18 protein-coding genes are annotated in these 19,960 nt (G+C 44.9%); 9 read left to right on the top strand and 9 right to left on the bottom strand.

What is annotated here, in order from left to right:
* The first annotated feature begins 1 nt into the window (after position 1).
* Positions 2-868, top strand: coding sequence for a sulfotransferase domain-containing protein (locus RIC07_RS34225; protein WP_446398404.1), 867 nt, complete (start codon positions 2-4; stop codon positions 866-868).
* 2 nt (positions 869-870) lie between these two features.
* On the opposite strand, the gene RIC07_RS34220 is transcribed toward RIC07_RS34225, so the two are convergent.
* On the bottom strand, positions 871-2,346 hold the full coding sequence (locus tag RIC07_RS34220; protein ID WP_446398403.1) for a pentapeptide repeat-containing protein: 1,476 nt from the start codon (positions 2,344-2,346) through the stop codon (positions 871-873).
* 505 nt (positions 2,347-2,851) lie between these two features.
* Here RIC07_RS34220 and RIC07_RS34215 point away from each other — a divergent pair.
* The 4 genes from RIC07_RS34215 (at position 2,852) to RIC07_RS34200 (ending at position 4,931) form a co-directional block, all read left to right on the top strand.
* Complete coding sequence (locus RIC07_RS34215; RefSeq protein WP_006101425.1) at positions 2,852-2,995, top strand: chlorophyll a/b-binding protein; 144 nt, start codon at positions 2,852-2,854, stop codon at positions 2,993-2,995.
* Between the two features lie 65 nt (positions 2,996-3,060).
* A complete protein-coding gene (locus RIC07_RS34210) occupies positions 3,061-3,204 on the top strand; it encodes a chlorophyll a/b-binding protein (protein ID WP_006101425.1) in 144 nt (47 codons plus the stop codon).
* A 65-nt stretch (positions 3,205-3,269) separates the two neighbouring features.
* Complete coding sequence (locus tag RIC07_RS34205; protein WP_446349046.1) at positions 3,270-3,413, top strand: chlorophyll a/b-binding protein; 144 nt, start codon at positions 3,270-3,272, stop codon at positions 3,411-3,413.
* A 180-nt stretch (positions 3,414-3,593) separates the two neighbouring features.
* Positions 3,594-4,931, top strand: coding sequence for a nucleoside recognition domain-containing protein (locus tag RIC07_RS34200; protein WP_446398402.1), 1,338 nt, complete (start codon positions 3,594-3,596; stop codon positions 4,929-4,931).
* Between the two features lie 432 nt (positions 4,932-5,363).
* Here the strand turns inward: RIC07_RS34200 and RIC07_RS34195 are convergent, their stop codons facing one another.
* On the bottom strand, positions 5,364-6,056 hold the full coding sequence (locus tag RIC07_RS34195) for a hypothetical protein (RefSeq protein ID WP_446398401.1): 693 nt from the start codon (positions 6,054-6,056) through the stop codon (positions 5,364-5,366).
* Positions 6,057-6,356: 300 nt separating this feature from the next.
* On the opposite strand from RIC07_RS34195, the gene RIC07_RS34190 reads away from it, so the two are divergent.
* On the top strand, positions 6,357-7,331 hold the full coding sequence (locus RIC07_RS34190) for an alpha/beta fold hydrolase (protein ID WP_446398400.1): 975 nt from the start codon (positions 6,357-6,359) through the stop codon (positions 7,329-7,331).
* Between the two features lie 167 nt (positions 7,332-7,498).
* On the opposite strand, the gene RIC07_RS34185 is transcribed toward RIC07_RS34190, so the two are convergent.
* The 6 genes from RIC07_RS34185 to RIC07_RS34160 all read right to left on the bottom strand — a co-directional run bounded on the left by RIC07_RS34185 (position 7,499) and on the right by RIC07_RS34160 (position 15,288).
* A complete protein-coding gene (locus tag RIC07_RS34185) occupies positions 7,499-8,806 on the bottom strand; it encodes a sensor histidine kinase (RefSeq protein WP_446398399.1) in 1,308 nt (435 codons plus the stop codon).
* A gap of 154 nt (positions 8,807-8,960) precedes the next feature.
* Positions 8,961-12,152 (bottom strand): PAS domain S-box protein, encoded by a 3,192-nt coding sequence (locus tag RIC07_RS34180; RefSeq protein WP_446398398.1) that lies wholly within the window; start codon positions 12,150-12,152, stop codon positions 8,961-8,963.
* Between the two features lie 543 nt (positions 12,153-12,695).
* Positions 12,696-13,826: a WD40 repeat domain-containing protein gene (locus RIC07_RS34175; protein WP_446398397.1), complete on the bottom strand. Its 1,131-nt coding sequence runs from the start codon at positions 13,824-13,826 to the stop codon at positions 12,696-12,698.
* 178 nt (positions 13,827-14,004) lie between these two features.
* A complete protein-coding gene (locus tag RIC07_RS34170) occupies positions 14,005-14,430 on the bottom strand; it encodes a heavy metal-responsive transcriptional regulator (RefSeq protein WP_446398409.1) in 426 nt (141 codons plus the stop codon).
* Between the two features lie 71 nt (positions 14,431-14,501).
* Positions 14,502-14,795, bottom strand: coding sequence for a hypothetical protein (locus tag RIC07_RS34165; protein WP_446398408.1), 294 nt, complete (start codon positions 14,793-14,795; stop codon positions 14,502-14,504).
* A 322-nt stretch (positions 14,796-15,117) separates the two neighbouring features.
* The gene (locus RIC07_RS34160; protein WP_446379195.1) at positions 15,118-15,288 is read right to left on the bottom strand and encodes a hypothetical protein; all 171 of its coding nucleotides are present in this window, start codon (positions 15,286-15,288) and stop codon (positions 15,118-15,120) included.
* A 188-nt stretch (positions 15,289-15,476) separates the two neighbouring features.
* On the opposite strand from RIC07_RS34160, the gene ald reads away from it, so the two are divergent.
* Positions 15,477-16,574: an alanine dehydrogenase gene (gene ald / locus RIC07_RS34155; RefSeq protein WP_446398396.1), complete on the top strand. Its 1,098-nt coding sequence runs from the start codon at positions 15,477-15,479 to the stop codon at positions 16,572-16,574.
* A 745-nt stretch (positions 16,575-17,319) separates the two neighbouring features.
* On the opposite strand, the gene RIC07_RS34150 is transcribed toward ald, so the two are convergent.
* On the bottom strand, positions 17,320-17,862 hold the full coding sequence (locus tag RIC07_RS34150; RefSeq protein ID WP_446398395.1) for a pentapeptide repeat-containing protein: 543 nt from the start codon (positions 17,860-17,862) through the stop codon (positions 17,320-17,322).
* 270 nt (positions 17,863-18,132) lie between these two features.
* On the opposite strand from RIC07_RS34150, the gene RIC07_RS34145 reads away from it, so the two are divergent.
* Together RIC07_RS34145 and RIC07_RS34140 are read left to right on the top strand one after the other, a co-directional pair.
* On the top strand, positions 18,133-18,516 hold the full coding sequence (locus RIC07_RS34145) for a hypothetical protein (RefSeq protein WP_446379201.1): 384 nt from the start codon (positions 18,133-18,135) through the stop codon (positions 18,514-18,516).
* A gap of 157 nt (positions 18,517-18,673) precedes the next feature.
* Positions 18,674-19,939 carry an RNA-guided endonuclease InsQ/TnpB family protein gene (locus RIC07_RS34140; protein WP_446398394.1) on the top strand — a complete coding sequence of 422 codons (1,266 nt, stop codon included), beginning with the start codon at positions 18,674-18,676 and terminating at the stop codon, positions 19,937-19,939.
* The last annotated feature ends 21 nt before the right edge of the window (positions 19,940-19,960 follow it).

The raw sequence follows: 19,960 nt of genomic DNA, 5'->3' as shown, positions 1-19,960 counted from the left end.
AATGGCATTAGATAAGTTTGAAAAAATACGGTATTATTTAAGTCCAAAAAAAATAACAAGATTTCCGCTGCCTTTGAACTATCGGGAAATCTATGCCTCATTACATGGTCCAAAAGTTATAGTTAACAGTATGCCGAAGGCAGGGACTCATTTGCTGACCCGTGTTCTCGAACTGTTACCTGTTTTTGTTCCTCGCTGGACTTATCATGCTCTGGTAAATAAAGACCAAAGTCAAAACCAAAAACTCTATCAGAAGATTGTCAAAATCCGTCAAGGTCAATATGTTTCTGGGCATTTGCAATGGCATCAAGAATTAGTTAATGTTCTTAATGAAGCTAACATTAAGACACTGTTTATTATTCGTGACCTGCGTGATATTGCATTTTCTAATGCTTATTATCTAACGTATCGATATCAGAGTCATAGTTTGCATTCTTACTTCAATTCCCTCAATTCAGATGATGAAAGACTGATGGCTTCCATCGTTGGAGTAAGCGAAAAGCTACTTGAAAGTCGCTTAAGGTCACCATCTATAGGCGAAAATGCAGCAAGTTATTTGCCGTGGCTACAGGAAAAAATTTGTCTTTCAGTACGTTTTGAAGATTTGGTGGGAAGTTCTGGAGGTGGACAGGAGAACAAACAAATTGAAACGATTCGTGCTATCACAAATCACCTGAATGTTGATGTTTCTGAAAAGCAAATCATTCAGATAGCTAAAAATGTTTTCTATGAAAAATCAAACACGTTTCGTAAAGGACAAATTGGGGATTGGCGAAATCATTTTACAGATGAACACAAGCAGGCATTCAAAGAGGTATGTGGCGACATATTAATAAAAATGGGATATGCTGATGGATACGATTGGTAAGTTTATTGTGCAGATTGTCTCGGTACACTATCCTGATTAAACCCGATCGCGCCTTTGAAGTTGGCGTCGCTGAGGTTCGCTCCCTGTAAGGTAACATCAATCAATGCGGCTTGGGCAAAATCGGCTTGTGTCAGGTTGGCGTAGCTCAAATCAGCCCCGGTTAAGTTAGCCCCGCGTACATCACATCGGGTTAAGTTGGTATAGGTTAAATTAGCTCCAGTTAAGGTGGAACGAATTAGATTGGCATCTGCTAAGGTTGCGCCAACTAATGTAACATTACTTAAATTCGCCTCTCGCAATTGCGCCCCCTGTAAATCTACACCACTTAAATCGGCATTCGTCAAAGTCGCGCTGTGTAGGTAAGCTGAATGAAGAATCGCGCCTGTCAGTTGGGCATTGCTTAGGTCTGCGATCGCGAGTTTAGCATTAGTCAAGTCTGCCCCCTCCAGATTCGCCTTAGTCAAATTAGCCCGATTGAAGCCTACCCCTTTTAACCGCGCCCCTTGTAAGTTCGCCTGACTCAAATCCGCGATCTGAAAATTGCTCCCATTCAGAACCGCCCCTTGCAGTTTTGTCTTCACTAAAATCGCACCATTGAAGTCCGCATTGGTGATATAGGCTTGACTTAAGTTAGCACCGCTTAAGTTGGCGCTATCCGCATTCACGGTATCCAGATTGGCATGATTCAGTTTAGCGCCGCGCAAATCCGCTGAACGAATATCGGCTACTTCCAGTTGGGCGTCGGTTAAATTAGCATTGCGTAAATCAGCACTGGCTAAGTTCGCATTGGTGAGTGTGGCTTCTCTTAAGTAAGTGCGGACTAAGCTGGCGTAGTCAAGTTGAGTCTCTTGGAGATTAGCACGACTCAGTAGCGCCCCATCCAAGTTAGCCCGATACAAGTCAGCCCCCTGGAGGTTAGCATCGCGCAAATCGGTGACTACGGCTGCATACCAATTGGCAATAAATGTGGGAAAATAGCCTAGCCAGGATAGGGTATTGTAGAGATTATCGGGTTCGACCTGAGAGGGTAAGGGGTTGTCAGCATCCAGTTCTCTTAACCCCAGTTTCGCCTCCCTCAAATTCGCCCTTGCCAAGGTTGCCCCAGCCAGTTTAGCACCGTTTAATTCGGCGTTGCTGAGATTGGCTTGGTTTAAGTTAGCCCCCGCTAGGATTGCTCCTTTTAAGTTAGCACCGCTCAACTCTGCCTGCTGAAGATTGGCATTGGTTAAATCCGCATCAGTTAAGTCACATTGAGGACAAGCATTGGTTGTTTTGAGTTGTTCTAAGTGTTGGGGGTTAGCCGCATGGGTGGCGTTGGTGAACCCTTGAGTGATGACGAGAGAAATCCCCAAGACAAGTGTTTTCAGGAATGTAGGGGCGGGTTTGACTCTTATCGCTTTTTTTCCTACCCCGATGTGACTAAACCCGCCCCAACCCAAGTTTTTCGTGTTGAGGGAGACAAGAAGAGGGATTTTCATGATCACACTTGTGCGTAGCTCATTGTTTGAACCTGTTTTAACTTACATCTTGCACCATTCTCATCAACCGCCTTGGGTTTAAACCCAAGGAACCAAAAGCGCAAGTCGTCTTTAGACGACTGCATCTCCAGTTTGATACCAAATCCGGGTTAGCCATCCTCGTTATAATCCAGTCCGCGTAGGTGGACTTTGTTGGTGTAGCAGCGATTAAAATCGCCGTGGCAAAAGTGGACTACAAAGGCGGATTGGGTATTAGTCCATTTTAATGGACTTAAGCTTTTAGCCCGGAGTTTGAACTCCGGGCGGGTGTCGGGGCTTACGCTTAACCCTTCACTTGCTTTCCCCTGATCCTAGACGTGCCGTGGCACGTCTCTACAGACTCTCCATAAGCAGCATCAATCATCTACATATCATATTGCGTGGCTCATGAATCTAAAGAAATGTTGCAGCTTTAGAAAAATTAAGTTAAATTTTATTACAGAGACAGATACAGGAGACACCACTCATGCAAGAACAAGAAACTAAGTTTGGCTTTACCTCATTTGCGGAAACCTGGAATGGTCGCTTGGCGATGCTGGGCTTCGTTATCGGTATCGCCACCGAATTGCTCACCGGGCAAGGCATTCTCCAGCAACTCGGCTTGATGTAATCCACCGAGACGGGTCATTGGACAAGGCAAGAACGTACACCAAAGGGTATTGAGAGGGAAGAATTATGCAAGAACAAGAAACCAAGTTTGGCTTTACCTCATTTGCCGAAACCTGGAATGGTCGCTTGGCGATGCTGGGCTTCGTCATCGGTATCGCCACCGAATTGCTCACCGGGCAAGGCATTCTCCAGCAACTCGGCTTGATGTAATCCGCCGGGACTGGTAATTGGACAAGGCAAGAACGTACACCAAAGGGTATTGAGAGGGAAGAATTATGCAAGAACAAGAAACCAAGTTTGGCTTTACCTCATTTGCGGAAACCTGGAATGGTCGCTTAGCGATGCTGGGCTTCGTCATCGGTATCGCGACTGAATACCTCACCGGGCAAGGCATTCTCCAACAACTCGGCTTAATGTAGTTAAACAGCGATACCTGAGTCCTTCCTAGAAAACGCTTCGTATCCCTACGAACTGACTGAACTGCTGGTAGCCGACAGGCATCTAGAACTGATTATTATAGAGCAATTAAAAGACTGAGGGCTTTTGCCTTCGGTCTTTTGCCGTTATTCTATGAGTTTGTCTATTTACGGTTATTGAGTATGTCCTCCCAACCATCGAGGAAGCCCAGCGCTATCAATGTTGTTTTTGTCGGCTTTATTGCTGTCGCTATCCTATTTGCCGGGTATACCGACAAGATGCAAGCCATTACTGACGCCAGTTTTGAATCGGCTAAAACGGCTGTCGAGTTAGCCATTGGTTTGATTGGAGTTATGGCGCTTTGGTTAGGATTGGTGCGGGTTTTGGAAGCCGGAGGGCTGATGTATAATCTGGCAACTCTGCTCAAACCCTTGATGGTGAAACTTTTTCCTGATGTACCCCCTACCCATCCGGCGATGGGGGCGATGATTCTGAATATTTCTGCCAATATGCTGGGGTTGGGGAATGCGGCGACTCCGTTTGGCATCAAGGCGATGGTGGAGTTAAATAAGTTGAATCCGTTTCCGGGAACCGCAACGGATGCGATGTGTCTGTTTCTGGCGATTAATACATCGAGTGTGGCTCTATTCCCCCTAGGTGTCATTGGTGTGCGGGCGGCAGCAAATAGTAGTGATCCTGCTGCCATTTGGCTACCAACCTTTTTGTCTACGACTTGTTCGACACTGGTTGGGGTGTTAGTGGCGTTGTTTTTACGAAAAAGGAGTCAAGTATCGGATACGCCTGTCGCGGATAGTTCAGAACAAGACACGGTGCTGCAAACCGAGGATGAGGTTAAGCCCGTTGAAGAACCTGATTTTTCCCATCTGCTGTATCCAGCGGGTCTAATTTCTAAAATTATCGCTTGGGGTTTTATCGCTGGATTTCTCTTTTCCATGGTTTATGGCGTGATAATCCGCCAAAGTTTAGGTGGTTTCTTCAACCAAGATTTTATTTCCTATTGGCTCATTCCTACATTAATCTTATTGATTATTGCCTATGGGGTTGGACGCGGGGTGAAAGTTTATGAAGCGGTGACAGAGGGGGCGGTACAGGGGTTTGAGATTGCGATTCGGATTATTCCGTTTCTAGTCGCTATTTTAGTGGCAATTGGTATGTTTCGGGCGTCGGGGGCGATGGAAGCACTCTCGACTCTATTAAATCCGATAACGAGTTTAATTGGGATGCCTGCTGAAGTTTTACCGATGGCGTTAATTCGTCCTCTGTCTGGCGGAGGGGCGTTCGGTATTATGAGTGAAATTGTGGAAAGGGCACCCGATTCCTATAGTGCGTTTTTGGCTTCGACGATGATGGGGAGTACGGAAACAACGTTTTATGTGTTGGCGGTTTATTTTGGCGCTGTTGGTATTACTCGCATCCGTTATGCACTGGTGGCAGCTTTATTGGCAGATGCGACGGGATTAATTATGGCTTGTGTGTTTTCGGCTTTGTTTTGGGGATGAATTTGTCATTGGTCATTGGTCATTCGTCATTTGTCCTTCGTCGGTTGTTTTACGTAGGGTGGGCAAGAATTATAAACCTTGTAATACTTATGTTATCGTTTTTGGCTCTTGCCCACCTCCAGGTTAGTTAGAGTTATAAAATTTGGTTTTATTTCTGGATAAACCTTGGGGGAGGGCGGGTTTATTCACACCTGTGTCTCTCGCCACCGATAACCGTAAAACCCGCCCCTACAAATAAACGTGTTATAAGCTGTAATGCATTTAAATTGGGTATTAGTAGCGAGCAAGATGCAAAGCCTGCGGCATGGCTTCGCTTAACGCACTACAAGGATTGTGCCATTATTGATATTAAGGTTTAAATGCCAAACAGCTTATCATGTCCCAAATCAAGGATTTTAAACCTTATACCCTCTGCCCTGGAGTCTTCTGCTTTCATCTAAGAACTAACTCAGTGTCTAAGGTTAAGTCTAAATCGGTTTCTGGGTAAATCACGAAGACTTCGGCTTGTTCGCCTCCGCCTAAAAGTAATCCACCTAATGCCCCTAATCCAGCACCGACTAAAACTTCAATTAAATCAATATCGCCAAAGATTTCTGATAAAACCCCGGCGGCGGCTGCACCAATGGCGGCATTTTTGAGAATATTACTTACATCGGTTCCATTATCGATTGTTTCTGTTTCTGTAATGACTGCTGATGTCGCTTCAATCGGTAATTCTCGATTACTGGTTTTTAGGATTAGCTGTTTAGCGATAAACTGAGTCCCGCCTTCTACTGGACGTAATTCTCCTTCAATTTGACTCCCGACGGGAATTAAAATGGTTCCGGCTGAAGAACGAATCGGTTGGATAACAGTCAGGGTTACGGGTGCGGTTTCATCGGGAGTAACGACTATTTTTTCTGCTTCCTCAGATTTAACGGCAATACTTGTTCCTGATGGTACACTTACTTGTGTAGAACGAGGGGTTATTGGGTTCCGTTGTGAGGGAAACAGTTGCCCGATACGATAAGGTTGGGGTTTGGCTTTGGCTGGTACAGCGATGAGGATGGGAAGTGAGGCTGTTGTGGTTATGCCTAGCGCCATCAGGACGGCTAGTTTTGATTGGCAACGATTATCACTTAACATGGAAATATACCTGCCATAATAAAATTACTATGGATCAATTTGACTGATTTTTTAGGGAAAGGTTCCAGATAATGGTAAAGTATTACCTGTTTTTTCAACGCAGAGGGACGCAGAGGTTAACGCAGAGGGGCGCAGAGGAATTGGGTGTATTTGATGGAAAGGTTTATCGTGAAATATATATAAGTAAGCTCATGTACCGTTAATTTTGCTATTCCTTGTTATCGGTTCCACAACAAATGTCAACTAATGGGTATTTTTTCAGCACCTAAATTTAATACGTTTACACTGGATAGGTTTCAATTGGAATCTGGTGTTGTATTACCTCAGGTGAATTTAGCTTATCGAATTAGTGGTACACCGTCATCACAACCGCCAATTGTCACTTGTACGGCTTTTTCTCAAAGTTATTATGATTTAGCTTATCTGCGGGGTGCTAAGTTGGCGTTAGATCCCAAAAAAGATTGGATTATTCATACGGAGTTGTTGGGGAATGGGCGCAGTAGTTCTCCGAGTAATACTCCGCCACCGTTTAATGGTGCTAATTTTCCGGCGGTAACGATTCGGGATAATGTGAGTTTACAATCTGCACTTCTCAATCATCTTGGCGTTAATAGGATTCGTGCTGTTGTTGGTGCGAGTATGGGAGGACAACAAGCTATTCAATGGGCGGTGAGTTATCCGGATAGGGTACAAAATGCTGTGGTTATTGCCGGAAGTTGTCGGGCGACTTGGCATGTTCGTCTATTTCTTAATAGTTTGGCAACTTGTATTCGTTCTGATCCGGCGTTTCAGGAGGGCAATTATACAGAACCTCCTTTGCTCGGGCTGTCACGCATGTCTGAAGCTTGGGCACCTTGGGCTTTTTCGCCAGAGTTTTATTCATCAGAGGTGTATCAAAGGTATCCTGATACTCAGGCGAATTCGCTGGATGAATTTTTGGCTAAATGGCGCACCCGCTATCATGAAAAAGATGCGAATGACCTATTATGTCATTTTCAGACTTGGGCAAGTCATGATGTTAGTTTAACGCCCGGTATGGATGGATCTTTAGAAAAGGCTTTGAAGAGTATAAAAGCAGAGGTTCTCTTTCTACCCATTCGCACGGATGCCTATTTTGCTGTTGCTGATGTCACCGCAGAAGCTGCATTGGTTCCTCATGCCCAAGTTATGGTGCTAAACTCAGTCTATGGTCATGCGGCGGCGTTTGGACGAGACAAGGGCGATCGCGCACAGATTAATCAGGCGATCGCGAATTTCCTCCATCAAGACAATTAACCCCTGAAGGGGTGACAAGTTATGAATCAGGGCGGGTTTTGTTGTTCATTTATCGGTGACTAGCAGAATTTAGTCCCTAAACCCGCCCCTACAATTGTGAATTGACAAATGACAAATGACAAATGACAAATGACAAATGACAAATGACAAATGACAGACAAAAAGACTTATGACATGGGCAACTCAATCACGAACTCGGTTCCTTGCTCTGGTGCGGAACTAAAATTTAGGGAACCTCCATGCTTTTCAACTACAATCTGACGCGCAATTGATAAGCCTAAACCCGTTCCTTTACCCACGGGCTTGGTGGTAAAAAAGTTATCAAATATGCAATCTTTTACCTTACTTGGCATTCCTATTCCATTATCGCGAATCCGAATAATAACGGTTTCTTTATCGTACTGAATCTCAGTATCAATTTTAATTTGAGGCAGATAGTCTTTATTCAATTCATTGGATTTCTTTGTCTGTAATTCATCTAGTGCATCTATCGCATTAGCAATAAGATTCATAAAAACTTGGTTTAATTGCCCAGGATAACACTCAATAGGCGGTAATTCGCCGTAGTTTTTAATCACTTCGATTGCTGGACGTTTATCATTTGCCTTAAGGCGGTGCTTTAAAATTAATAGTGTACTCTCGATTCCATCATGGATGTTAAAGACTACCTTGGTATGAGCATCCAAACGAGAAAAGGTTCGCAAAGAGATACTTAACTGAAAGAGACGATCAACTCCTTTTTTCATTGAGGATAAAATACTGGGCAGATCTTCAATCAAATAATCAAGTTCAATATCCTGACTTTCTTGTTCGATTTCAGTTCCGGGATGGGGAAATTTGTCTTGATACAGACGCAGCAGGGAAATCAGATCGTTCGTATAATCCTTGGCACAACTGAGATTTCCATTAATAAAGCCTACAGGATTGTTAATTTCATGAGCTACGGCGGCTACCAGTTGACCCAAGGTTGCCATTTTTTCAATTTGTATAAGCTGAACTTGGGCTTGTTGTAACTCCTGTAAGGTTTGTTTTAATTGGGCGGTTCGTTCTTCAACTCGTTGCTCTAAACCCTGGGTAAGTTGACGAATCGTCAGTTGATGATCGACACGCGCCAAAACCTCTTCAAATTGAAAAGGTTTAGTAATATAGTCAGCCCCTCCTAAGGCAAAGGCTTTGACTTTATCAAAGACTTCATCTAAAGCGCTAATAAAAATTATCGGAATATCACGAGTGACAGGTGAAGCTTTCAAGGCTGAACAAACGTCATAGCCATTCATGTCGGGCATTTTAATGTCCAACAAAATCAGATCAGGTGCTACCGCTTTTGCCGCCATTAATGCCATGCTGCCGTTGACTGTGCTGCGAACTTCATACCCATATCTTGTTAGTGCGGCTTCCAACAGACGTAAGCTATCGGCTGTATCATCAACGATTAAAATAATTCCTTGTGCTGTTTTTGGCTGATAACTATTCATAAGCAAGTCTGGTTGCCATAAGGATGGCGGATAGTGTAATACGGCAAGGGCTAGGGGGAGCAGAGGGAGCTGGAATTAAATTAGAGGGTATCCAACTAATATTCTATTGAAGTATGTCCCGTATCTAAAATACCGGAAAAAAGGGGGGTTTATATCAGGAGATAGCCTTTTGTGCTATATCCATAATGACATCACACCGAAAATTATTAACTAAATCAGTTAACGCCTTAGCGAATAACGTCTGTTCTGGGGGAATTTCTTCGATAAGCTGAATAATCTGTTTGTTATTAAGCTGAATGGCGGCTTGGTGTAACTGGGCAATCCAATTCGTCGGCATCACCTTTAAATCCTCAGGGGTTAATATCGGTGTATCGGCATCAGATAAGGGTGGGGCAGCATTTTCATAGCGATAACGGAGTCCTAAATGTTGTCCCATTTTCTCTAAAATCGCATCCGTTCGGAAGGGCTTGGCGACAAAATCATCACAACCGACATCTAAAATAGCGGTTCGTTCTTCATCAAAAGCGCTAGCGGTTAAGGCAATAATCACGGTTGTCTTTCCCAGAGGATGGGATTTAATCAATTGGGTGGCTTCATACCCATTCATTACAGGCATTCGCATATCTAACCAAATCAGATGAGGATGCCAATGTTCCCAAATAGCCACAGCCACTTGACCATTATCGGCTTCTCGCACGTCTAATCCTAAGGATTCCAGAAACTTAACCAGGGGTTTGCGATTTGCCCATTGATCTTCAACCACTAAAATGCGATAGTTGGGTTGGTCGGGTGCGATGCCAATAACCTGTTGACTTAAGGGTTGGCGAGGAGTCTGGTCTTGGGGAACAATGCCAATAGGGATATCAAATTTAACCAATGTACCTTGACCTGGAGTACTGTTAATGGTAATGTCCCCACCCATCAACTGGACAAATCGACGACTAATCGCTAAACCTAAACCCGTTCCTGACTGCGATCGCTGACTGGTTTTCGTTTGCACAAAGGCTTGAAACAGGGTATCCAGTTCATCCGGGGGAATGCCAACGCCTGTGTCTTCAACTTCAAAAAACAGCCTGGATTGAGTATCGGTGTTCGTTGGTGCGGTTATCCTATCGGATATCTCTTGCACGCGCAAAATAACCCTACCTTGTGACGTAAATTTAACCGCATTACCCACTAAATTAATCAAGATCTGCCGCAATTTTCCCTCATCCGCCACCCCATAGTTCGGCACATTTGCCGTTCGCTCAACGATAAGTTGTACCCCTTTCGATAGGGCTTTCAGACGCAACATCTCGGCAATGGAATCGACCAAACTGTAAAGATCAAAGCTATTTTCTGACAGGAAAATCCTACCCGCCTCAATTTTGGACATATTCAGGACATTATTGATTAAATCCAGCAAATGTTCACCCGAACGAGTAATAATGCCCAAATAATCCTGCTGATCTTGATTTAGAGATGCATCCCTTGCCATGAGTTGAGTAAAGCCTAGGATGGCATTGAGGGGAGTACGCAATTCATGACTCATATTTGCCAAAAACTCGCTTTTGCCATGATTAGCCGCTTCGGCTGCATCTAAAGCCTGTTGCAGGGCGACTTCCGTTTGCTTGCGCTGTTGGATATCCTCAACGACGCCAATAATATAATTAGGGGTATCCATCCAAGTTCGCACCAGGGATACAGCAACATTGACCCATTGCCATTGACCATCTTTGCGGATAAAGCGTTTTTCTCTAGAATAGGTGAAACGTTGACCTGCTAATAATTGAGTTAAATCATTAAGTTCTGCGGCTCGGTCATCAGGGTGAGTAATGTCGGGGAAACTAAGCTGTAATAATTCCGATTCCTCGTATCCTACCAGGTGACAAAATCGTTGATTGACCCGAATTAACTGTCCCGATGGTGTCCCCAGGGCAATGCCCACGGCGGCTTGTTCAAATATTGCCCGGAAGCGTTCTTCACTTTCTCGTAAGGCGGCTTCCGCCCGTTGACGTTCGGTGACATCGCGCAAGCAAATCTCAAAAACGGGTTCACCTTCCCATTCCGTTTCCACCACACTCATTTCAGCAAAGCTGAGTTGTCCATCGGCGCGAACAATTCCCAATTCTGTGGTTTGATTCACACCAACGGGCAGTCCAAAGTTATAGTTGAGTAATTCTTCGACATCCTGATTTAAGAGGTTGGCGGCGGCTGGATTGGTGAAGCGAACTTGACCTTGACGATCGACAATCATAATCCCGTCGGAGGTACTGCTGACGATCGCATGGAGTCTAGCTTCACTGTGGCGCAGGCGTGCTTCAGTTAATTTGCAATCAGTGATATCCCGTCCAACTGCATGGAATTCCAGTAATCGACCTTGCTCGTCAAAGATAGCGCGATCGCTCCATTGTTGCCAGCGAATCTCACCACTCTCTAGAATGACCCGGTGTTCGACTATACCTACAGGGTTGTCTGGGTTCAACTCCGTCATAAAGGCTTCTAATACGGGTTGATCATCGGGGTGAATCAGGGGGAAAAAGCGATGTCCAATTAGTTCTTCGGGAGTTTTGCCAAAATAGCGACAATAGACTTCGTTAACAAAGGTGAGTATGCCATCGGCGCTGTAACGACAAATCAGTTCACTTTGATCCTCAATAATCGCACGATAGCGGAATTCACTGTGTTGTAACTGCTGCTTTTGCTGTTCTACAGTGTTCTCCAGGATTCGCGAATGGTTTTCTAGATGGTTGTAGGCTTGAGCATTCTTTAGCGCCGATGCAGCTTGGACGCACAGGAGTTGAACAATCGCCACGCGATCGCGCGTAAATACGCCTCTGGTTTGATTATTTTCTAGGTAAAGAATACCAATTCCCTGATTACCAACTGTTAATGGCGCACATAATATACTCAATTGGGGACGTGTTGAGTTTTGAGTGTTGACCCTTTGCGACACTCGAGGGCATGGTTTTGACCCTTCGCTTCGCTTATATGGAACCTGGTTTTGAGGGTTCAGTGTGATCATTGACCATCGTTGAATATCTGTCGTATCATCTGAGACGATCAAAATGTCTGGATGATGCCATACATATTCAACCAGCATCAGGGGAATCTCCGGGCTGGATTCAATGGGAGTCAGGGGCAAAATGGTGGGGTTCGTACCCCTTACCCCCCTAGCCGCTACAACTAAACCCTCCGGCTGAGGCAAAATCAGGGTAACGCTTTGAGCATCTGTTGTCTCAAAGGCTATCTGGATTAAGGTTGAGAGCAATGGCTGTAGTCTAATTTCTCCAGAGATGGCTTGGCACAACTCAATCACCGTCTCCATGGATAGACTGTCGGAATTATCAATAAAACAAGAGACCAAGGTTCTAGGGTTAAATGTTTTGACATCAAAACGGACGAACAGAAGCAACTTAGCCTGCTCATCAGATGGTTATTTCTGAAGAAAAATGAATTTTACTTGACTTTTTCCGTTTACTGTTTTACTTACAACAGACCCTTGGATGATTCGCGATCGCGTCTTCTGGGAGCGTCATTTGCTCCGGCTGATTAGCTTTTCTTTTCCAAAGATTAACTTGGCTTTATAGTAAGCTAAGCTTTTATAGCTTTTGTCCTCTAGTTTATACTAGATTTCCTTTAAGTGAAAACGCCTGTATGGGTGAAATCCTAGGTAACTCTAGGTTTGACATTTGACGGGGTGAAGTAGGGGCGGCTGAATAAGTGTTGTGGTGAGGGGAGCGGGGGAAGCTGGGGAAGCTGGGGAAGCTGGGGGAGCAAGGGTACATTTTTCCTGAACAAGGTGATGCCATACTTATGAAGAATGCTACCCGATTTACTTGAATCAAACCCTCTGTCAATAAAGCTCAAAGTGCAGCAAGCCCTAAGTAAGGGCTTGATGACCAAGCCCCTACGGAGAACGTTGTGCCAACTCTTCACCACTCACGGGAGAAATTTGCCAAATCATGATTTGCCGATCAAATCCACCTGTTGCTAGGAGTGTACCATCAGGACTAAAGGCAACGGAATGCACCCAATCTTCATGGGCTGTCAGTAACGCTAACAGTTCACCCGTTCTTAAATTCCATAACCGCACCCCGTCACGGCTGGCGCTAGCCAGGGTTTCACCATCGGGGTTAATCGCTACAGCCCAAACTCGTCCGGTATGTCCCGAAAGCGTCTGTGCTAATTGTCCAGTTCTAAGATTCCAGATTTTAATCGTGCGATCATAACTACCACTGACTAATGTTTGTCCATCGGGTGTAAACGCCAAGGCATTAACTGAACCACGATGGGCGCTAATCCGATTGAGTGACTGTCCTGTTTTTACATTCCAGAGTTTAATTGAACCAAACTTATGACCACTTGCCAGGATATCTCCATCTGGGTGAATCGCCAGTCCATAGGTCTGGTTATCGAAACGCGCTAAGGTGTACATTCGACGTTGTTTGGTTAAATCCCATAGTCGAATTCCATCTAAAGCGCCTGTGACTAAAGTGCGACCATCTGGCGTGATTGCCAAGGATAAAACATTGCTGGTATGGTCACGAAACTGATGGATATAGTCTCCGGTTCTCCAGTTCCAAAGATTAACCGCAGAATCTGTACCAGAACTGACCAAGGTTTCTCCATCGGGTGATAAGCCTAGAACAGATACTGAAGTTCGTTGCGCTCGCAGGCTGTCGATTTCTCGACCTGTTTTTAGCTGCCAGAATTTAATTTTGCCATCGTTACGACTACCGCCGCTAATTAGAATTGTTCCATCGAGGTTAAAGAACAACGAATCAACGGCTGTGTTATGACCTGTAAACGTGTGAATTAGTCGCGGATTTCTCCAGGCTTCAGGTGAGGAGAGGGGTTGAGGTGGAGATAAATTATCGGGATTGAGTGGATTTGTTGGTGTAGGAGGCGGCGGTTGGGCAGGATTTTCCGGACGTGGTGGCGCAACGGGCACAGGTAAAGGCTGACTTATTGCCTTATGGCTTATAGTCGCCAAACCTATCATGACTCCGATTAAAACTGCCTTTATGTCATTGGTCATGCGTCATTTGTCATTCGTCATTCGTCCTAAATTATCGCACTTCAAACTTGGAATGGGGCGGGTTTAGTTCCATTGGGGTGAGGTCAAAAACGATAATCCTGAAACCCGCCCCTACACACGCGCCAGGTACTTTTCCAGCGTTGAGTCAAGACTCGCCATGGTACATCTGGACAATTATTCATTGAATGTTGGGGCAGATCGTTTGAGCTACGCGATCGTGCGGCGGTTGCTCTTGCCATCCTGAGAGTAAGCCGATAAGCTCTGATTTGAGCAGTTCTAGGGCTTGAATTTGCTGGTTAATTTCCTCGACTTTATGCAGCAAGTGTTGCTTCACTGCACCACAGGGTAATTCCCCGGAGTCGTGAACCTCGAGGATTTCGTGGATTTCACTCAGGCTGAGTCCGAGGGATTGCGATCGCTTGATAAAGGCTAACCGATTCAGGGTTTGTTCGGTAAACAGACGATAACCTGATTCGGAACGGGTTGTCGTTGGCGTCAGTAAACCCACTTCTTCGTAATACCGAATTGTTTTTACCGATAATCCACTTTGATTAGCAACTTCGCCAATTTTATACAATCGCTCTAATGTTGTTTTGCTCGTCATTCCCGCCAATCCGTCTTCCTGTCTCGCCCTGAGTTTCCGATCAATTACACCCGACTTGCACCAAAACAGCATCAGCTATGGGGATGACGCTTGCTGGTACTGAGCATCGGTAAGGGTGGACGGGAAGGACTTGATGGCAGATAATGGGTTACGGCTTGTTCAGCCAGTTCTGTTTGGCGACGTTGGCTTTGCCACCAGCGTAAACCTACGGCTAACATGACCATCATTAACCCAAAGGTTAGCAGCGACCAGCGTTCACCAACTCCGCCAATGACGGCATCGACAGCGCCGACAGTGACAATAAAGCTAGAAATCGGCTCTTTGCGGTAGGCTAACTTCCAGAATCGAGGTCCTAAGGCATTCATCACGGTTTGCTATTTATCTCTATTCCACGTAAGTGCTTAATCTACTTCTAGGGTATCCGATTAATCGACAGATTAACTGACAACCCATTATTCTTTAACACTAATAGTAAACAATACTCTATAGTCGCAATCAGTATAGCGACTGACTTAATTCATTTGCTAGGGGCGGAGGAGGGCGGGTTTTGTTTGTCAGTTATTGGTGAGCTAGGGCGGGTTTTGTTGATACGTTATCGGTGACAAGCTAATCTAGTTCCTAAACCCGCCCCTACAATTGTGGCTAAACCCGCCCCTACAATTGACATTCGACCTAAGAGTCAGAGTATTATTGCAAACCTAGCCAACTTAGCAGTCCTTGACCTGTAGCATATTCAATCGCCAGTGTCAAGACAAAGCCAATCATCGCGGCTCGACCATTCAAGCGTTCAGCATATTCATTGAAACCGAACTTGGGTTCGGCGAGTTGGGGAGTGGTTGTGGGCTGGGGTTGTGTCATAGTTGCCAAGGATGGTGTAATGATTTAGTTATATTTCTTTACTAAGTTTAACATTTAAACAAGCAAGGACAGAATTAATACAGTTAAGTGATACCAAATTCAACAACAGTGTTGTGCGATCGCACAAGAAGTATAAGCTTAGTTCTTATGGCACAACGTCTGAAAACTGCATGACATAAAGGAAAACGATGGAAATCGGTGTACCCAAAGAGACAAAAGACCAAGAATTTCGAGTCGGCTTAAGTCCTAGTAGTGTTCGCGTCTTACAGGAAGCCGGACATCAGGTTTGGATTGAAACCCAGGCGGGGGCGGGGGCTGGCTTTACCGATGAAGACTATCAGCATAGTGGCGCTAAGATTGTCACCACAGCAGCCGAGGCGTGGAATCGGGAACTGGTGGTTAAGGTGAAAGAACCGCTAACGTCGGAGTATCCATATTTACAGAAAGAACAATTACTGTTTACCTACCTGCATTTGGCGGCGGATCGCCCATTGACTGAAAGTTTAATCGATAGTGGTGTTTGTGCGATCGCCTATGAAACTGTGGAACTTCCAGATCGCCGCCTCCCCTTGCTGACACCAATGAGCATTATTGCGGGTCGTCTTTCTGTCCAATTTGGCGCTCGATTTCTGGAACGCCAGCAAGGTGGGCGCGGGGTGCTTTTAGGGGGTGTTCCTGGGGTAAGACGCGGTAAGGTGGTGATTCTTGGGGGTGGCGTTGTCGGCACAGAAGCGGCGAAAATAGCGGTAGGAATGGGCGCTCAAGTTGAGATTTTAGATATTAATGTTGAACGTCTAGCCTACTTAGAAACCCTGTTTGGTTCCAGAGTTGAACTCCTTTACAGTAATTCAGCCCAAATTGAAGCCGTTGTTCCCCAAGCCGATTTACTGATTGGGGCGGTATTAGTTCCGGGGCGTCGAGCGCCAATTCTGGTTCCTCGTGGCTTGGTGCAACAAATGCATCCGGGTGCTGTAATTGTTGATGTGGCGGTAGATCAGGGAGGATGTATTGAAACCTTGAAATCTACCTCACACACGAATCCCACCTATATAGATGAAGGGGTTGTCCATTATGGTGTCCCCAATATGCCCGGTGCTGTACCTTGGAGTTCGACTCAAGCCCTGAATAACAGTACGTTACCCTATGTCCTCAAGTTAGCTAATGAAGGAATCAAGGCTGTCGCCTCCGATGTGGCGTTGGCAAAGGGCGTGAATGTCCAGAATCATCAGTTGGTTCATTCGGCGGTGCGGGAGGTTTTTCCTGATTTAAGTAACGCGAAGGCGTAAGCTGTTCGGCATATAAACCTTAATGTCAATAATGATGCAATCCTTGTATGTAGGGCGAGCATCTTGCTCGCTACTAATACCCAATTTAAATGCATAACAGCGTAAGCTATCGTACTTCGGCTCCTCTGGAGGGATTTAGGTAAGAGTTGGATTATCCGTAAACTCTTATATCGATTTATTACCTTATTTTTCAATAAACAAATTTCTGTATCATTGCTAGTCCACAAAAACCAGAACGGAGTAAACTTAGAAAGTGAAGCCAGAAAGCTTCCCTGACAGATAACCGAGTCTAGTCTAGTGTAACTCCAATATTGAACGATAACGAGGTCAAAATATCTGTATACCCGAATATCTGTCTCGTCAACAAACAACAGCAACGATTAACTGTATTGTTCATATTTCCTCCTCAACTAAAAGACACGGAGCCATGCGACAGAAAGGTGTGAGGTAAGTCAGCGCAACTCTAAAACAAATTGTGTCCCCAGAGGAAGTTACTGGCAGAAATGTAAACGTTGCTGTTGTTTTTTAATAGACAAAATATTTGAGGGTTGAGGTGTACCAGTAATAAACCTTGGCGTAGCATCCTTCATAAGTATGGCATCACCTTGCTCAGGAAAAATGTACCCCAGCTCCCCCAGCTTCCAGACGTGCCATGGCACGTCTCTACATTGGCTTCCCCAGCTTCCCCAGCTTCCCCAGCTTCCCCAGCTCCCCCTTACCACAACACTTATTCAGCAGCCCCTAATTAACGACACCCTAAACTATCCCGCGTTGAAACGCCGGTGACGGGATTAACGCCATTTGCCCGTTGACACATTAACGATATTTGATAGGTGTCAAGGATTGCACCGGAAAAATCAGCCCCTGTAATCGTTGTATCAAAAAAGCGGCTACGACTGGCAATAGCATTAGTAAATATAGCATTGGTTAAATTAGCGCCGTCAAAGACAACGCGATCGGCTAAAGTCTCGGACAGGTTCGCTCCGGTTAAATCCGCCTCAAAAAATGCCGCTTTGGTGAGAATTGATCCTTGAAGAGACGCTCCTCGAAAAGAGGCACCGCGTAGATCTGCACCAGCAAATGAGGTTCCCTCTAAATTTTGATTGGAAAAATCTCGATAGTGTAATTCAGTAAGCGTATAGTTGACACTATTCTCCTGTGCGATCGCGCTAGGCAAATCTACAATCCACGCGAAAAGTGCAATCAATAATCCTATTCCAATGGCTAAACGTTTCCCAGCTTTTTTACTGGGGCGGTTTTCGGTTAGTTTTTGGCTCGCATTAGTCATCGTTTCTTCTTCACATAAAACTGATGGGGTTTAATTTACCTATTTTGCCGCAAGCTGGGATTTGTCATGCGTCATTCGTCATTTGTCATTCGTCCTTTGCTTCCCCATCTCCCTCATCTCCCCTATCTCCCCTATCTCCCCTATCTTCCCCATCTCCCTCATCTTCCTCATCTTCCCCCGCACCTTTGCGCCTTACCTATCACTCGTTAAACTGCTTTTTGTTAAGATACATTAATGAGTCAATAGTCGCCCTATTTTACCAAACAACTCATGATCACTGAACTTTTGCCCTTTCAATTCGAGTTAAATACGACAGCGATCGCGGGTGCATCGTTGTGGGCGCTAGCGCTGTACTGGGGCTTCTCAACGTTAAGCCACTGGATCATGGAACAACTAAATCGCTGGTTTAACTTTGCCGAGCGATCGCTCTACACTTCCATGAAGGAATATGAACGCACTCGTCGGGGAAGAGAAGCCCAAAACGCTTTCTATGCTTCCCTGTTCAGCATTGTGCCATTTTTAGTCGTTGGCGCTGGCTGCAACTGGGGTGTAGAAATCACTCTGGGTTCAAGTTGGGCAATCAGTATGGGGCTTCTGGCTTGTATCAGTGGCGCTGTTTATGAACTAGGGCGTCGTGATAGTCAGTCAAATTAACTGACGAGGGGTTTGGGGAGCTATAAGTCTCACGCCATAATCTTTGATTTGGCGTCGAGATGCCTTCACTCCCCAAGTCTATTTTGGGGTTCGATACACCCAAAATAGACATTTACCGTAACTTGTCGTTTGCAGTAATATAGGTTATAATTAATGCATGATAACTCTAAACTATACCTATCAAATTTATCCTGATGCTCTCCAAGTCGAATCACTAAACGAGTGGATCGAAACCTGTCGTAATGTTTATAATTACGCTCTTAGAGAACTCAAGGATTGGATTTCTTCAAGAAAGTGTCCAGTAGATAGATGTAGCTTAGAGTCAGAATATATTATTGCTGCTGATTACCCTTTTCCTGGATACCAGCAACAACAGAACAATTTACCTAAAGCCAAAAAAGATTATCCAAGACTGAAAGCAGTACCTTCTCAGGTATTGCCAACAACCATTAGGCGATTGCATGACGCTTGGGACTTTTTCCAAAAGCGGGGTTATGGATTTCCAAGATTTAAAAAGTATGGGCATAAGAAGTCGATACTTTTTCCTCAATTCAAGGTAAATCCAATAACGGGATGGCAAATCAAATTACCCAAGCTAGGAAAAGTACAAATCAATCTCCATCGACCGATTCCTGATGGGTTTATTGTCAAACAAGTCAGGATACTTAAAAAAGCTGTAGGTTGGTTCGCTGTAGTAAGTATTCAATCTGATATCTCTATCCCTGATGCTGTTCCTCACGGTCACTTTATCGGGGTAGACGTCGGGTTAAATAGTTATTTGGCTACCAGTGATGGTTACATAGAACCGGGACAAAAGTTTTTCAAGGATATGCACCGTAGGCTAAAAGTGCTACAACGCAGGTTATCCAAGAAACAAAAGCGTTCTAAAAACTATGAAAAAGCCAGACGCCAAGTAGAAAGACTGCACAACCATATTGCATTCAAACGGAAAGACTATCAGTACAAAATGGCTCACAAGCTGTGTGACATGGCGGGAACTATCTTCTTAGAAGATATTGACTTCCGAACTATGGCAAAAGGGTTTCTAGGTAAACATACAGTTGATGCGGGGTTTGGTCAGTTCAGAGACATTCTTTATTATGTTGGGAAACAGCGGGGTGTCTATATCGCTGAAGTTGACCATAAAGGAACATCCCAGACTTGTCCTAATTGTCGCATTGAGGTCCCAAAAGAACTGTCTGATAGATGGCACAGTTGTCCAGAATGCAAATATGAAGTTGATAGGGACATAGCTTCGGCACAAGAAATCTGTAATCGGGGTTTTGAACAACTGAGTACCCAGGGACTCTGGGGGAAAGAAATTGGCTGTCAAGTCGGGCTGTCGGGGGCATTTTGCCTAGATAAGTGGCGCAGGGCAGCAATGTCTAACAGCGATGTTGGAAGCCTACACCATAATCTTTGATTTGGTGTAGGAGGATGTCAC

The sequence above is a fragment of the Coleofasciculus sp. E1-EBD-02 genome, from assembly GCF_040218245.1.
GTDB lineage: Bacteria > Cyanobacteriota > Cyanobacteriia > Cyanobacteriales > Coleofasciculaceae > Coleofasciculus.
This window is presented reverse-complemented; position numbering and strand designations above follow the sequence as displayed.

Coding starts and splice junctions, on each gene's coding strand:
- RIC07_RS34225 (WP_446398404.1), top strand. CDS start 2: ATGGCATTAGATAAGTTTGAAAAAATACGGTATTATTTAAGTCCAAAA.
- RIC07_RS34220 (WP_446398403.1), bottom strand. CDS start 2,346: ATGAAAATCCCTCTTCTTGTCTCCCTCAACACGAAAAACTTGGGTTGG.
- RIC07_RS34215 (WP_006101425.1), top strand. CDS start 2,852: ATGCAAGAACAAGAAACTAAGTTTGGCTTTACCTCATTTGCGGAAACC.
- RIC07_RS34210 (WP_006101425.1), top strand. CDS start 3,061: ATGCAAGAACAAGAAACCAAGTTTGGCTTTACCTCATTTGCCGAAACC.
- RIC07_RS34205 (WP_446349046.1), top strand. CDS start 3,270: ATGCAAGAACAAGAAACCAAGTTTGGCTTTACCTCATTTGCGGAAACC.
- RIC07_RS34200 (WP_446398402.1), top strand. CDS start 3,594: ATGTCCTCCCAACCATCGAGGAAGCCCAGCGCTATCAATGTTGTTTTT.
- RIC07_RS34195 (WP_446398401.1), bottom strand. CDS start 6,056: ATGTTAAGTGATAATCGTTGCCAATCAAAACTAGCCGTCCTGATGGCG.
- RIC07_RS34185 (WP_446398399.1), bottom strand. CDS start 8,806: ATGAATAGTTATCAGCCAAAAACAGCACAAGGAATTATTTTAATCGTT.
- RIC07_RS34175 (WP_446398397.1), bottom strand. CDS start 13,826: ATGACCAATGACATAAAGGCAGTTTTAATCGGAGTCATGATAGGTTTG.
- RIC07_RS34170 (WP_446398409.1), bottom strand. CDS start 14,430: ATGACGAGCAAAACAACATTAGAGCGATTGTATAAAATTGGCGAAGTT.
- RIC07_RS34165 (WP_446398408.1), bottom strand. CDS start 14,795: ATGAATGCCTTAGGACCTCGATTCTGGAAGTTAGCCTACCGCAAAGAG.
- RIC07_RS34160 (WP_446379195.1), bottom strand. CDS start 15,288: ATGACACAACCCCAGCCCACAACCACTCCCCAACTCGCCGAACCCAAG.
- ald (WP_446398396.1), top strand. CDS start 15,477: ATGGAAATCGGTGTACCCAAAGAGACAAAAGACCAAGAATTTCGAGTC.
- RIC07_RS34150 (WP_446398395.1), bottom strand. CDS start 17,862: ATGACTAATGCGAGCCAAAAACTAACCGAAAACCGCCCCAGTAAAAAA.
- RIC07_RS34145 (WP_446379201.1), top strand. CDS start 18,133: ATGATCACTGAACTTTTGCCCTTTCAATTCGAGTTAAATACGACAGCG.
- RIC07_RS34140 (WP_446398394.1), top strand. CDS start 18,674: ATGATAACTCTAAACTATACCTATCAAATTTATCCTGATGCTCTCCAA.